This is a genomic window from Streptosporangium nondiastaticum (assembly GCF_003011965.1).
GTDB lineage: Bacteria > Actinomycetota > Actinomycetes > Streptomycetales > Streptomycetaceae > Streptomyces > Streptomyces nondiastaticus.
Map to the genome: position 1 here is coordinate 1 of NZ_PXWG01000167.1, position 13,600 is coordinate 13,600.

Here is a 13,600-nt window from a genome sequence, read left to right on the forward strand (position 1 = left end):
GCGCCGGCCCGCCCTGAGGCGAGCTCGCAGCGGCGCAGCAGGGCGCGGTAGGCGGCGCCGGCGGGCCCTGCGGTGGGGACGGCGCTCAGGGCGCGGAGCGCGTCGAGGTCCTCCGCGTGCGGCCGGTAGCCCGCCGCGAGGGCGTCCTGGAGGCGTTCGGCGTAGCCGGAGGCGGCGCCGGGGAGGGCGGCGCGGTAGCGGGCGAGGTCGGCGCGGAGGAAGGCGCGCAGCCTTCCGCTCTCCAGGACGGCCTCGTCCACGGCCTGGGCGAGCCGGAAGCAGTCGCGCACCTCCGCGGCGCGCTCGGGGCCGGGGCACCCGGGGACGGCATGGGGGTGGAGGGCGATGGCGAGGGCTCGGCGCAGCACGCGCAGTTCGTCCGCGCTGAACGCCATGCCGCCGCGGGATCCGTATGGCGTGGGCATGCGCCGACTTTAAGTGCTAAACGGACAATTTTCGCCTAGCGGATGTTTTACGGCGTGGCACGTGCCGTGCTGGCGGGCCCGGCACCGGCGGTCCCTCGCCGTGGTGGCGCGAGCCCGCGGGGCTACCGCTTGCGGCGGCTCACGCCGAAGGCGATCGCGCCCGCCGAGACCGCGGTGCCGGACGTCGTGGCGAGCAGGAGCGTGCTGTTCGTGGCCGGCGAGGCGGGCCGCGGCGGCTCGGGCGTGCGGTCCACGACCTCGACGCGGATCGGCGCCGTGTCGTTGGCCGGGTCCGGGTCGGGGGACTCCTCCCCGTCGCGGTCGAGGACCCGGACCAGGCCCTCCGCTCCGTCGACCTTCTCGTCGATGCGGACCCGGAAGCTGAGCGTGTCCCGCTCGCCGGCGGAGAAGTTCTCTGCGATGGAGCAGATGTACGAGCCCGGCGCCGCGTCCGGGCCCACCGCCGCCACGCACGGCTGCCGGGCGCCGCTGTGCGGGGTCGCGACGATCGCCGTGCCCGGCGGCGGCGTCACCTCGTACGTGCCCGCGCCGTGCCCGGGCCGCCCGCCGGCCGGGCCGGGGCCGCCGTTCCTGACCCCCAGCTCGACCTCGACGGTGTCGCCGACCCGGCCCACGACGGGGTGGGCGACGGCCTGGTAGTCGGCGCGGGGTGCCGGCTCGGCCTGCGCCGGGGCGGCGCACAGCCCCAGCCCGGCCGCCAGCGCCGCGGCGGGGACCGCCGCCCACCGCATTGTCCGCTTCATTCCCATACGCCTCACGCCCGTCGGATGCAGGATCAGGTTCCGCAGCTGACAGGACAGTTGAAACGGACTGTTGGTTGCGTGCGGGCCCGGACCGTCGCCCTGGACACGTCACGCCGGACGCGTCACGCGAGCCGCCTCACGCCGGACACGTCACGCGGGCCGCGTCGCCCTACGTGCGGGAGACGTTCCGCCTACGTGCGGGAGACGTTCCGCTCGTAGACCAGCCGCAGGCCGATCAGCGTGAGCCACGGCTCGTGCTCGTCGATGACCGAGGCCTCGCCGAGGACCAGGGGCGACAGCCCGCCGGTGGCGATGACGGTCACCTCGTCCGGATCGTCGGGGGCGAGCTCGCGGGCCATCCGCTCGACGACGCCGTCCACCTGCCCGGCGAAGCCGTAGAGGATGCCGGACTGCATGGCCTCGACCGTGTTCTTCCCGATGACGCCGCGCGGGCGGGCCAGCTCGATCTTGCGGAGCTGCGCGCCCTTGACGCCCAGCGCCTCCACCGAGATCTCGATGCCCGGGGCGATCACCCCGCCCGCGTACTCGCCGCGGGCGCTGACCGCGTCGAAGGTCGTGGCCGTGCCGAAGTCGACGACGATGCACGGGCCGCCGTAGAGCTCGACGGCCGCGACGGCGTTGACGATCCGGTCGGCGCCGACCTCCTTGGGGTTGTCCATCAGGATCGGCACCCCGGTCTTCACGCCCGGCTCGACCAGGACCGCGGGCACGTCGCCGTAGTAGCGGCGGGTGACCTCGCGCAGCTCGTGCAGGACCGCGGGGACCGTGGAGCAGATGGCGATGCCGTCGATGCCGTCGCCGAGCTCCTCGCCGAGCAGCGGGTGCATGCCCATCAGGCCCTGGAGGAGGACGGCCAGTTCGTCGGCGGTGCGGCGGGGGTCGGTCGACACCCGCCAGTGCTCGACGATCTCCTCGCCGTCGAACAGGCCGAGGACCGTGTGGGTGTTGCCGACATCGATGGTGAGCAGCATCAGGCGGTTTCCCCCTGCGCCTCGTCCTCGTCGCCCTCGCGCAGGTCGAGGCCGATGTCGAGGATCGGGGAGGAGTGGGTCAGCGCGCCGACCGCGAGGTAGTCCACGCCGGTCTCGGCGTAGGCGTGGGCGTTGACGAGGGTGAGCCGGCCGGAGGACTCCAGCAGGGCGCGGCCCGCGACCAGTTCGACGGCCTCGCGGGTCTGCTCGGGGGTGAAGTTGTCCAGCATGACGAGGTCGGCGCCCTCGGCGAGGACCGGCTCGATCTGGTCGATCCGGTCGACCTCGACCTCGATCGCCAGGCCGGGGCAGGCGTCCCGGACGGCCTTGAAGGCCTCGGCGACACCGCCGGCCGCGACCACGTGGTTGTCCTTGATGAGGGCCGCGTCCGACAGGGACATGCGGTGGTTGACGCCGCCGCCGCAGCGGACCGCGTACTTCTCCAGGGCGCGCAGGCCGACCGTGGTCTTGCGGGTGTCGCGGACGGCGGCCTTGGTGCCGTCCAGCAGGTCGGCCCACTCGCGGGTGGCGGTGGCGATGCCCGACAGGCGGCACAGGATGTTGAGCGCGCTGCGCTCGGCGGTGAGCAGGTCGCGGGTGCGGGTGCGGACGGTGAGCAGCTTCTGGCCCGCGGTCACGCGGTCGCCGTCCGCGACGTGCCGCTCGACCTCGAACTCCTCGGTGCAGACGACCGAGAGGATCGCCTCGGCGACGTGCAGGCCGGCGACGGTGCCGTCCATGCGGGCGGTGAAGTCGCCGGTGGCGACGGCGTCCGCGGGGATGGTGGCCAGGGTGGTGACGTCCTCGCCGCCGTCGAGGTCCTCCTCGATGGCGAGGTGGGCGATGTCCTCGACCTGCAGGGGGTCGAGGCCGGCGGCGGCGAGGAGGCGCGCGAGGTCGGGGTCGAGGCCGCACTCCATGGCGTCCTCCGCGAACGTCTCGCCGCAGCCGCAGCCGTCACCGCAGCCGCCGGTGGCCGTTTCGAGGTTCACCTGGATGTCCTGGCCGATCTGGTGGAGGGGGAGGTCGTTCGGGGTGGTCACGTGGTGCTCCTCGGTTCGGCGCCGTTCGTGGGCGGGTGGGGCGTCGGGGCCGCTGCGGGCGGGAACGCGGCGGTCTCGGTGGTGGAGACCGAGAGCGTACGGTCCGGGCGCAGGGTCACCAAGAGGTGGCGGCGCCAGGCATCGTCCCGGTCGGGGGCGTCCTCGCGCCAGTGGCAGCCGCGGGTTTCCTCGCGGCGCAGGGCCGCGGCGACGAGGACGCGGGCGACGAGCAGGAGGTTGGTGGCCTCCCAGCTCTCCGTGCCGGGCGACTCCGGCGCGGCGGCGGCGTCCTCGGCGATCCGGGCCAGCTCTTCGGCCGCCCGTTCGAGGCTCTCCCTGGAGCGCAGGACGCCGGCGCCCTCGCTCATGATGCGCTGGATCTCCGGCCGGGCCTTCGGACCGGCGAGCACCGTGCCGGTGGCGGTGCCCACGGCTGCCGGTTGCGGGGACCCGGCCGGCTCCCGGAGGGTCTCCGTGACGTCCGCGGCGATGCGCTCCGCGAAGACGAGGCCTTCCAGCAGCGAGTTCGACGCGAGGCGGTTCGCACCGTGCACGCCCGTGCAGGCGACCTCGCCGCACGCGTAGAGGCCCGGCACGGTCGAGCGGCCGGCCAGGTCCGTGCGGACGCCGCCCGAGGCGTAGTGCGCGGCGGGCGCGACCGGGATCGGCTCGGTGACCGGGTCGATGCCGTGCGCGCGGCAGGCGGCGAGGATCGTGGGGAAGCGGTGCTCCCACATCTCCGCGCCGAAGTGGCGGGCGTCGAGGAACATGTGCTCGGCGCCGAGCTCCTGCATGCGCCGCATGATGCCCTTGGCGACGATGTCGCGCGGGGCGAGCTCGGCGAGCTCGTGCGCGCCGACCATGAAGCGGTGCCCGTCCGCGTCGACGAGGTGGGCGCCCTCGCCGCGCACGGCCTCCGACACCAGCGGCTGCTGCCCCTCGGCGTCCGGGCCGAGCCACAGCACGGTGGGGTGGAACTGCACGAACTCCAGGTCGGAGACCTCGGCCCCGGCCCGCAGGGCGAGGGCGACGCCGTCGCCGGTGGAGACGGCCGGGTTCGTCGTCGCGGAGAAGACCTGGCCCATGCCGCCGGTCGCGAGGACGACGGCCCGGGCCCGTACGGCGCCGACGCCGTCGCGCTCGCCCTCGCCCATGACGTGCAGGGTGACGCCGGCGGCCCGGCCCTCCGCGTCCTTGAGGAGGTCGAGGACGAGGGCGTGCTCGATGGTCTCGATGCCCGCCGCGCGGACGGCCTCGACGAGGGCGCGGGAGATCTCGGCGCCGGTCGCGTCACCACCCGCGTGGGCGATGCGGCGGCGGTGGTGACCGCCCTCACGGGTGAGCAGGACGGCACCGGTCTCGTCGTCGGTGTCGAACCGCGCGCCCGTGGCGATGAGCCGGCGCACCGCGTCGGGGCCCTCGGTGACCAGGGTCCGCACGGCCTCCTCGTCGCAGAGGCCCGCGCCGGCGACGAGCGTGTCGTCCAGGTGCTGCTCGGGGGTGTCGCCCTCGCCGAGCGCCGCCGCTATGCCGCCCTGGGCCCAGCGGGTGGAGCCGTCGTCGAGGAGCGCCTTGGTGACGACGGTGACGTGCGCGCCGGCGGCGGCGCAGCGCAGGGCGACGGTGAGCCCGGCCACGCCGGAGCCCACGACGACGACGTCCGCGTCGACGGACCAGCCGGGGCGGGGCGCGTGGAGCCGTATGCCGGTCATCGCCGCGCTCCGGTGGCCGGGCCGACGGTCAGGGGGACGTTGTCGATCAGGCGGGTGGTGCCGACCTTGGCGGCGACGGCGAGGACGGCTTCGCCCGCGAAGTCGCCGGGGACGTCGGTGAAGTCGGCGGGGTCGACGAGGGCCGCGTAGTCGAGGTGCAGCGGGGGGTCGAGCCGGGCGGCCTCGTCCAGGACGGCGCGGGCGGCTGCCAGGGCGGCCGGGGCGGTGGCCTTCTCCTGCTCGGCCGCGGCCAGGGCGCGGGACAGGGCGAGGGCCGTCTTCCGCTCGGCGGCGGACAGATAGCGGTTGCGGCTGGAGAGGGCGAGGCCGTCGGCCTCGCGGACGGTCGGCACGCCGACGATCTCCGTGCGGAAGTTGAGGTCGCGCACCATGCGGCGGATCAGGGCGAGCTGCTGGGCGTCCTTCTGGCCGAAGAAGGCCAGGTCGGGGCGGGTGAGGTGGAGCAGCTTGGCCACGACCGTGAGCATGCCGTCGAAGTGCCCGGGGCGGGAGGCGCCTTCCAGGCGCTCGCCCATGGGGCCCGCGGTGAGGCGGACCTGGGGCTCTCCGCCCGGGTACACCTCCTCGGCGGAGGGGGCGAAGACGGCGTCCGCGCCCGACGCCTCGGCGATCTTCAGGTCGGCGTCCAGCGTGCGCGGATAGCGGTCCAGGTCCTCGCCCGCGCCGAACTGCAGGGGGTTGACGAAGACCGTGGCGATCACGAGGCCCTTGCGGCCGACGCGCTCGCGCGCGGCGCGTATGAGCGTGGCGTGGCCCTCGTGGAGCGCGCCCATGGTCATCACGACCGCGGTGCGGCCGGGGACCGCGTAGTGGTCGAGGAGGTAATCGAGATCCTCGACGGCGGGTACGAGCTCGAAGGCGGGCTCGCGGTCCCGGTCCTTCAGCCACTCGGCAAGCGTCACGGCCGTCCTCCGTCGGACAGTACGCCGAGCAGGTCCTCGGCCAGTTCGGGCTTGAGCAGGCCGGCCGCGAGGGCGCGGTCGGCGGTCGTACGGGCCATCGCCAGATAGCCGGCGACGGCCTGGGGCGCGTGGGCGCGCAGCTCGGCGACGTGCGCGGCGACCGTGCCGGCGTCGCCGCGGGCCACGGGGCCGGTCAGGGCCGCGTCGCCGCTGCGCAGGACGTTGTCGAGCGCGGCGCCGAGGAGCGGGCCGAGCATGCGGTCGGGCGCCGAGACGCCGGCGGTCCGCAGCAGGTCCATGGCCTGGGCGACCAGGGTGACCAGGTGGTTCGCGCCGAGGGCGAGGGCCGCGTGGTAGAGGGGGCGGGCCTCTTCCGCTATCCACTCGGGCTCGCCGCCCATCTCGATGACCAGGGCCTCCGCGGCGAGCCGCAGCTCCTCGGGCGCGGTGACGCCGAAGGAGCAGCCGGCGAGGCGGTCGACGTCGACCGGGGTGCCGGTGAAGGTCATGGCGGGGTGCAGGGCGAGCGGGAGGGCCCCGGCGCGGCGGGCGGGGTCGAGGACGGCGGTGCCGTGCCGGCCCGAGGTGTGCACGAGGAGCTGGCCCGGGCGCACGGCGCCCGTCTCGGCGAGGCCGCTGACCAGGCCCGGCAGGGCGTCGTCGGGCACGGTGAGCAGGACCAGCTCGGCGCGCGCGAGGACCTCGGCGGGCGGGACGACCGGGACCTCGGGCAGCAGGGCCGCTGCCCTGCGCACCGAGGCGTCGGAGACTCCGGAGACGGCGACCGGGCGGTGCCCGGCGAGCCGGAGCGCGGCGGCGAGCGCCGGGCCGACGCGGCCCGCGCCGACGACGCCGACGGTGAGCCGGGCGGGGCGGTCCTGGGGGCTCGGGTGCTCCGGGAGGGTGTGTGCGTTCACGCGGCGATGGCCTTCCGTTCCAGTCCGCGGGGGGTACCGGACGATTCATTCGTCATGCTACGTGAGGCGCGAGAGGCCGTCCCCGACCGTCCCCAGCCTTGTGGATATCGCCGGACATGTGGATAACTCGGCCACACGTTCGAGTGATCGGCGGCAAGAAGACCGCCGATCTTCAGTGGCAGGAATTAGCCTGATGTTCTCAGGTAGAGGGAGGCCTGCCGTGACCGCACTGGATGAACGGCCGCACACGGATGAACACATGCTGACCGAGCAGTTCGAGCTCCTCGCCGAGCTGGCCATACGCGAGGCCGAGGGGCTGCGTCTGGAATTCATCGGCGGAAAGATGGGGGTCAAGGCCGTGCCCGATGGGCTCCACGAGACGATCACGATGTGGCTCGTCCGGCAGTGCCTGCAGCACCAACCCTCCCTGGATCTTCACACCGGACAGGGCCTCAAGATCGAGACCTACCGCAAGGGGCGTGCCCGCCCCGACGGGACCCTCGCCCCCACCGGCCATTTCGTCCAGGCCGGAGAGTGGGCCGAGCCGGACGGCGTGCTGATGATCGTCGAGATCACTTCGCACGACTACGACACGGACAAGCGCGACCGCGTCGAGAAACCCCGCGCCTATGCCGAGAGCGGCATCCCCGTGTACTTGCTCGTCGACCGGGACGCCAACGAGATCACCGTGTACAGCGACCCCGTAGAGGGCGCCTATCAGGACCGCCACACCGCTGCCTTCGGCAAGAGCATCGAGCTGCCCGCGCCGGTCGGGTTCACCCTCGACACCGAGCCCCTCAAGGCATGGACCGCCGCCCAGGAGAACGCCGGGTAGTCACCGTCGGCGCGTCAGCACTCGGCTGGACGGCCGCAGGCGTCCGGGACGCGGCGGGTGGAGTCCTGCACCGGATACGGGCGGACGGCGACCGGGCGGGGCGCTGACGGGCGGCGCGGGCTGCGGAGCAGGAGGAGGCTGAGCAGTTCCGCGCGGCGGGCGCGGCGGGCGGCTACCCGCTCGTCGACGACGCCCTGGAAGGCGCGCCAGGTGCGGAAGGAGCGGTAGGCCTCCACGTCCCCGGTGCCGGGGGCGGGCGGGGCCGGCTGGTCGAGCTGGGCGGCGCGGTAGAGGTCGAGCATGTACTGCTGAGCTGCGTTCATGTCCTCAACGGTGCGCCGGTGAGGGCCGGCCTGCCTCGTCAATTGACGAGAGCCGTCAAGTGACGGCCGGACCCCCGTGAAGGAAGGCACGATGGGCACATGAGCGTGGAGATCAACATCGCCGGGCTGCCGCACGACCGCATCGTTTTCAACCCGTCGCCGCTGGCGGAGCTCGGTGCGATGCTGCACGTCCTGGCGGAGCCCGGCCACCACCCCGGGCTGCACGGCTGGGCCACGGCGACCGCCTCCGGGCTCCGGCCCGACCTCGCCGACCGGCTCACCGAGGCCGACTTCCTGTGGCGCTCGGCCCGCTCCGACCTGCTGCTGCCCGCCGCGCCCCGGGCCACGCTCGCCGAAGAGCTCGACGACCTCGACCGCATGGACGACGAGAAGTTCGTGGCCGCGGCCTTCGAGGTCACCTGCAGCTCGCAGCCCGAGCCCTCCCCGCTGGTGGACGCCGGGCAGCGGGCGCGGGTGCGCGAGCTGTCCGCCGCCCGGGGACCGCGGCAGGCACAGTTCACCGACCGCATGCTGGAGAACCCGGCCGCGCTGCGCGCCTGGCTGCGCAGGCTCATGGAGGACTGCGAGGAAGCGTTCTTCGCCGACAACTGGCAGCGCGTGCGGGTGCAGCTCGCCGCGGACGCCCGCCACAAGGCGGACCTGCTGCGGCGCCATGGCCTCGCCGAGGCCATGGCCGCGGTCTCCACGGCCGTCTCCGTCGGCGCGGACGGCACGCGGATCGTCTTCGACAAGCTGCAGGACGGCCGGGCGACGGCCTACGCGGACGGCCTGACGTTCATCCCGACCGCCTTCGGGTGGCCGCACCTCATCGTCCTGAACCGGCCCGGCTGGCAGCCGATGGTGCAGTACCCCGTGGCCGCGCCCGAGCTCCCCAAGGGCCCGGCCCTGCAGCTGATGCAGCAGCGGATGGAAGCGCTCGCGCACCCCGTCCGGATGCGGCTGTGCCGCACGCTGGCCCGCGGCCCGCACACCACCGGCGAGCTGGCCACCGTCTTCGACCTGACGCCGCCCGAGGTGTCCCGGCACATAGCCGTGATGAAGAAGGCGGGCCTGATCTCCACGCGCCGCCGCGGCCGCTACGTCCTGCACCAGCTGGACCTCCCGCTGGTGGCGCGCCTGGGCAGCGACTTCCTGGAGACGGTCCTGAGGTAGGGCCCGGGGGGAGCGCACCCCCGTGAGTCCGCCGCGCGGGGCATGGGCGCCCGCACCCGTGAACCGCCGCGACGGCGCCCGGCCCCCACGGGCGAAGGACCGGCCAAGACCGGCCAAGGCCGCCGCCGCGGCGGAAGAAGCTGCCGGACCCGCAGGGGGAGCAGGCGCGGGCCCCGCGGTCAGCGGACGCCGTAGACCCGGCCCGTCTGGGCGCCCTCGATCGCGCGGACGTACGCCGTGGCCACCCGGCTCGCCGGGACCGCTTCCATGCCGGGGAAGAACGGGGCGTAGCCCGGGAGGGACTCCTCGACCACGGTCGGGCTGACCGCGTTGATCCGCTGCGGCGCGATCTCGATCGCAGCGGCCCGTACGAACGCCTCCACCGCCCCGTTCGCCGCGGAAGCCGCCGCCCCCGCCACGATCGGCTCGTCCGTGAGCACCCCGCTGATCAGCGTGAACGACCCGGTGGGGGCCACGTGCGCCACCCCCTGCCGCACCAGCTCCACCTGGCTGAGCGCCTTGCCGCGCAGCGTCGCCGCGAAGTCGTCCGCCGTCAGCTCGCCCAGCGGCTTGAAGACCGCGTCACCGGCCGCGACCGCCACCGCGTCGAGGCTCCCCACCTGCGCGTACAGCCGCCCGACCGCCTCCGGGTCAGTGACGTCGCAGATCACGTCCCCGCCGCTGCGCCCGACGCCGATCACCTCGTGGCCCCGCGCGGCCAGCGCCTTCCGCACCGCGCCGCCCAGCGTCCCGCCCGCGCCCACCAGAAGGATCCTCATCGCTCCACCGTCCCCATTCCCGCATCGGATATCGCTTGCAGAACAGACGCTACGGAGCCGCGCCCGCCCCCGGAAATGCCTTCTGCACAGCGACTATGCTTCCCGCGCATGGATGTGGAGCTGCGTCACCTCAAGGCCTTGGCCGCCATCGCGGACGAGGGCACCGTCACCGCCGCGGCGGCCCGGCTGCACGTCACGCAGCCCGCCCTCTCCCGGACGCTGGCCCAGCTGGAGGCCCGCGTGGGCGTGCGGCTCGTCGACCGTTCGTCCCGGCACCTGGACCTCACCCCGGCGGGAGTCACCCTGCTCGGGCACGGCCGGGCCATCCTGGCGCACGTCGACGCCGCACTCGCGGACACCAGAGCCGTCGACCGGCCCCTGCGTCTGGGCTACACCTGCGCGGTCCTGGGGCAGCAGACCGTTCCCCTGCTGCGCTCGTGGCGCCGCTCGCACCCGCACGTGCCCCTCGAAGTCGCCCGCCGGGACAACAGCACGGCGGGCCTGGCCACCGGCGACGCCGACGTGGCCGTGCTCCGCACCCGTCCCCGCGACCCGCGCATCCGCAGCGAGGCCCTCTACACCGAGGACCGGATCGCCGCCCTCCCCGACGACCACCCGCTCGCAGGGCGCCCCCGGGTGCGCCTCGCCGAGCTCACCGAGGCCCCGGGCCTCCCCCTCGCGATGTGGCCCGAGACGGGCACCGCCTCGCCGGACCTGTGGCCCCCGGCGCAGCGCCCGTCCCGGACGATCGAGGTGCACAACGTCGACGAGTGGCTGAACCTCATCGCCACGGGCGACGCGTTCGGCCTCGCGGCGGCGGGCACCGGGGAGAGCCACGGCCACCCCGGTGTCCGCTTCGTCCCGGTGGAGGACGCCCCCGCCGCGACGGTGTACCTCGCCAGCCCCGCTCACCCCACGCACCCCCGCACGGAGGAGTTCCTGGCGGCGGTGCGCGAGATCGTCAGCCGGTAGCGGCGCGCCGCCGAGCCGGGCGGCACACGGACCGGCAGCGGCACGGCAAGGGGCTGCTCGCGGGAAGGGGCTACTGCTGCGCCGCCCCGCCCCCGGCCCGCACGAGCCCGCTCTCGTAGGCGAGCACCACGACCTGCACCCGGTCCCGCAGCCCCAGCTTGGTGAGGATGCGCCCCACGTGCGTCTTGACCGTGGCCTCGGACAGCACCAGCCGCGCCGCGATCTCGCCGTTGGACAGGCCCTGCGCGACGAGCAGCATGACCTCGCGCTCGCGCTCGGTGAGGCGCGCCAGCTCCGCCGTGGCCGGTTCGTTGCTCGTGCTCGGCAGCATGGGGGTGAAACGATCCAGCAGCCGTCGCGTCGTGCTCGGCGCGACCACCGCGTCACCGCTGTGCACGGCCCGGATGGCCCCCAGCAGCTCGGCCGGCGGCACGTCCTTGAGCATGAAGCCGCTCGCGCCGACCTTCAGCGCCGAGAACGCGTACTCGTCCAGGTCGAACGTGGTCAGGATGAGCACCTTCGGCGCCCCGTCCTGCGCGCAGATGCGCCGCGTCGCCTCGACGCCGTCCAGCCGGGGCATGCGGACGTCCATGAGGACGACGTCCACGTCCGTGCCGGCCAGCACCTCCAGCGCCTCCGCGCCGTCCCCGGCCTCGGCGACGACCTCCATGTCGGGCTGGGCGGCCAGCACCATGCGGAAGCCGGTACGGAGAAGTACCTGGTCGTCTACGAGCATCACCCGGATGGACATGCAGAGGTCTCTTTCCTCGATGGGGCAGGTGTGAAGGAACTCGGTGTGAAGGAATTCGGTGTGAAGGAACTCATCGTCAGCGGCCGCCCGGCTTCACCGGCAGCAGCACGCTGATCCGGAAGCCGCCGCCCGGCCGCGGCCCCGCGTCCAGCGTGCCCCCGACCATGCCGACGCGCTCGCGCATGCCGATCAGGCCGTGGCCCATGCCGTCCGCGCCGCCCGCTTCGTACAGCTCGTGCTGCGCGCCGCGGCCGTCGTCCTCGACGAGCAGGCCGAGCCCGTCGTCGAAGTAGGTGAGGCGCACGCTCGCGCCGGCCTCCGGGCCGCCGTGCTTGCGCGTGTTGGTCAGGGCTTCCTGCACGATGCGGTACGCGGTGAGCTCCACACCGCTCGGCAGCGGCCGCGGCGCGCCCTCGACCTCGTACTGCACGGGCAGGCCCGCGCCCCGCACCTGCTCCACGAGGTCGCCGATCTGCTCGACGTCGGGCTGCGGCACGTAGTCCCCGCCCTCGGTCGTGCCCTCCTCGGTGCGCAGGACGCCCAGCAGGCGGCGCATCTCGGCGAGCGCCTGGCGGCCCGTGCCGGAGATCGTCTCCAGGGCCTGCTTGGCCTGGTCGGGCGAGGCGTCGAGGACGTACGCGGCGCCGTCGGCCTGGACGACCATCACCGAGACGTTGTGCGCGACGACGTCGTGCAGCTCGCGGGCGATGCGCGCCCGCTCGGCGGTCACGGCCATCCGGGCCTGCTGCTCGCGGTCCTTCTCCAGGCGGGCGGCGCGCTCTTCCAGCTGGGCCCAGTAGGCGCGGCGGGTGCGCATGGAGTCGCCCAGCACCCAGGCGAGGACGAAGGGGGTGGTGAGGGAGGCCACCACGATGGCGAACTCGGCGGTGTTGCGCGAGTGCACCGGCCAGCGCGCCAGGAAGAGCACCGGCGCGGCCAGGCCGCCCGCCAGGGCCAGCCGCGACGCCCAGCGGACCGGGCCGGACGCGACGGTGTAGACGATCACCAGCATGGCGAGGTCGCCGGTGTGCACCTGCACGTCGGCCGCTATCTGGGCGAGGCCGCTCACGATCGTCACGAGCAGCATCGCCACGGGCGCGCGGCGCCGCAGCGCGATCGCCAGGCAGAGGGAGACCATCGTGAGGAGGAGCACGGCCGTCTGCGTCGTCGAGGCGCCGTGCTCCTCGGCCGCGGCCAGCAGACCGAGCCCGAGCAGCAGGAGGGCCCAGAAGCTGTCCACTCCGGTCGGGTGCCTGCGGAGAAAGTCGTAGAGGCGGTGCACGTCACCCAGCGTAGGCATGCCGCGTACGTGCCGGGGTCAGCCCGGCGATCGATCCGGTGACACTCCTTCTACTCCGCAAGGTGGAGGCGGCGTGCCCGCGAAGGGCGCATAGCGTGTGCGTATGGCAAGCGGAACGAGAACTTGGAGCGCTGCGACCGAGGCCGCGCTCTACGGCCCGGGCGGCTTCTACCGGCGCCCCGAGGGCCCCGCCGGGCACTTCCGCACCTCCGTGCACGCCTCGGCGCTGTACGCCGGTGCCGTCGCCGAGCTGCTGCGCCGGGTCGACGAGGCCCTCGGGCACCCGGCGGAGCTCGCGTTCACGGACGTCGGCGCCGGGCGCGGCGAACTGCTCACCGGCGTCCTCGGGCAGCTGCCGGCGGACGTGGCCGCGCGGGTGCGCCCGTACGCCGTCGAGCGCGCCGACCGCCCGGCCGGGCTGGACGCGCGCATCACCTGGGTGGGTGACATCCCGGACGGCACCGAGGGCCTGCTGTTCGCCAACGAGTGGCTCGACAACGTGCCCGTGGACGTCGCCGAGACCGACGCGGAGGGCGTCGCGCGCCAGGTGCTCGTCCAGGAGGACGGCGAGGAGCTGCTCGGGGAGCCGGTCGCGGGCGAGGACGCCGCGTGGCTCGCCCGCTGGTGGCCCGTCGAGGGCGCGCCGCCCGGCACCCGCGCCGAGATCGGCCGGCCCCGCGACGCCGCCTGG

Annotated in this window: 15 protein-coding genes; 4 read left to right on the plus strand and 11 right to left on the minus strand. The window is 74.5% G+C overall.

Features of this window, described 5'->3' with window-relative positions; genetic code table 11:
• From B7P34_RS32050 to B7P34_RS32080, 7 genes are all read right to left on the minus strand, one after another.
• On the minus strand, window positions 1-425 hold a 425-nt coding region (locus B7P34_RS32050; RefSeq protein WP_223268438.1), incomplete at its 3' end, for a hypothetical protein.
• Window positions 426-547: 122 nt separating this feature from the next.
• On the minus strand, window positions 548-1,189 hold the full coding sequence (locus B7P34_RS32055) for a hypothetical protein (protein WP_146166991.1): 642 nt from the start codon (window positions 1,187-1,189) through the stop codon (window positions 548-550).
• Window positions 1,190-1,380: 191 nt separating this feature from the next.
• Window positions 1,381-2,181 (minus strand): type III pantothenate kinase, encoded by an 801-nt coding sequence (locus tag B7P34_RS32060; RefSeq protein ID WP_106681699.1) that lies wholly within the window; start codon window positions 2,179-2,181, stop codon window positions 1,381-1,383.
• Window positions 2,181-3,224: a carboxylating nicotinate-nucleotide diphosphorylase gene (nadC, locus tag B7P34_RS32065; protein WP_106681700.1), complete on the minus strand. Its 1,044-nt coding sequence runs from the start codon at window positions 3,222-3,224 to the stop codon at window positions 2,181-2,183. Before nadC ends, B7P34_RS32060 begins: the two co-directional genes overlap by 1 nt.
• Window positions 3,221-4,936, minus strand: coding sequence for an L-aspartate oxidase (locus B7P34_RS32070; RefSeq protein ID WP_106681701.1), 1,716 nt, complete (start codon window positions 4,934-4,936; stop codon window positions 3,221-3,223). The genes nadC and B7P34_RS32070 overlap by 4 nt, the downstream gene beginning before the upstream one ends.
• Window positions 4,933-5,841 (minus strand): pantoate--beta-alanine ligase, encoded by a 909-nt coding sequence (gene panC / locus B7P34_RS32075; RefSeq protein WP_106681707.1) that lies wholly within the window; start codon window positions 5,839-5,841, stop codon window positions 4,933-4,935. The genes B7P34_RS32070 and panC overlap by 4 nt, the downstream gene beginning before the upstream one ends.
• A 14-nt stretch (window positions 5,842-5,855) precedes the next feature.
• Window positions 5,856-6,776, minus strand: coding sequence for a Rossmann-like and DUF2520 domain-containing protein (locus tag B7P34_RS32080; protein ID WP_106681702.1), 921 nt, complete (start codon window positions 6,774-6,776; stop codon window positions 5,856-5,858).
• A gap of 220 nt (window positions 6,777-6,996) precedes the next feature.
• Here B7P34_RS32080 and B7P34_RS32085 point away from each other — a divergent pair, with 220 nt between their 5' ends.
• Window positions 6,997-7,611, plus strand: a complete 615-nt coding sequence (locus B7P34_RS32085) for a Uma2 family endonuclease (RefSeq protein WP_353620286.1) — start codon at window positions 6,997-6,999, stop codon at window positions 7,609-7,611.
• 14 nt (window positions 7,612-7,625) lie between these two features.
• Here B7P34_RS32085 and B7P34_RS37800 read toward each other — a convergent pair whose 3' ends face one another.
• A complete protein-coding gene (locus B7P34_RS37800) occupies window positions 7,626-7,934 on the minus strand; it encodes a hypothetical protein (RefSeq protein WP_189383222.1) in 309 nt (102 codons plus the stop codon).
• A 99-nt stretch (window positions 7,935-8,033) separates the two neighbouring features.
• Between B7P34_RS37800 and B7P34_RS32095 the strand changes: the two genes are divergently transcribed.
• A complete protein-coding gene (locus B7P34_RS32095) occupies window positions 8,034-9,107 on the plus strand; it encodes a DUF5937 family protein (protein WP_106681703.1) in 1,074 nt (357 codons plus the stop codon).
• Window positions 9,108-9,286: 179 nt separating this feature from the next.
• On the opposite strand, the gene B7P34_RS32100 is transcribed toward B7P34_RS32095, so the two are convergent.
• On the minus strand, window positions 9,287-9,886 hold the full coding sequence (locus B7P34_RS32100; RefSeq protein WP_106681704.1) for a short chain dehydrogenase: 600 nt from the start codon (window positions 9,884-9,886) through the stop codon (window positions 9,287-9,289).
• A 108-nt stretch (window positions 9,887-9,994) separates the two neighbouring features.
• On the opposite strand from B7P34_RS32100, the gene B7P34_RS32105 reads away from it, so the two are divergent.
• Window positions 9,995-10,858 (plus strand): LysR family transcriptional regulator, encoded by an 864-nt coding sequence (locus tag B7P34_RS32105; RefSeq protein WP_106681705.1) that lies wholly within the window; start codon window positions 9,995-9,997, stop codon window positions 10,856-10,858.
• A 70-nt stretch (window positions 10,859-10,928) separates the two neighbouring features.
• Here B7P34_RS32105 and B7P34_RS32110 read toward each other — a convergent pair whose 3' ends face one another.
• Both B7P34_RS32110 and B7P34_RS32115 read right to left on the minus strand, forming a co-directional pair.
• The gene (locus B7P34_RS32110) at window positions 10,929-11,609 is read right to left on the minus strand and encodes a response regulator (protein ID WP_106681706.1); all 681 of its coding nucleotides are present in this window, start codon (window positions 11,607-11,609) and stop codon (window positions 10,929-10,931) included.
• A 76-nt stretch (window positions 11,610-11,685) separates the two neighbouring features.
• On the minus strand, window positions 11,686-12,909 hold the full coding sequence (locus B7P34_RS32115) for a sensor histidine kinase (RefSeq protein ID WP_223268440.1): 1,224 nt from the start codon (window positions 12,907-12,909) through the stop codon (window positions 11,686-11,688).
• A gap of 211 nt (window positions 12,910-13,120) precedes the next feature.
• Between B7P34_RS32115 and B7P34_RS32120 the strand changes: the two genes are divergently transcribed.
• Window positions 13,121-13,600, plus strand: a 480-nt coding sequence (locus tag B7P34_RS32120) for an SAM-dependent methyltransferase (protein WP_223268441.1), incomplete at its 3' end; no start/stop codon positions are given.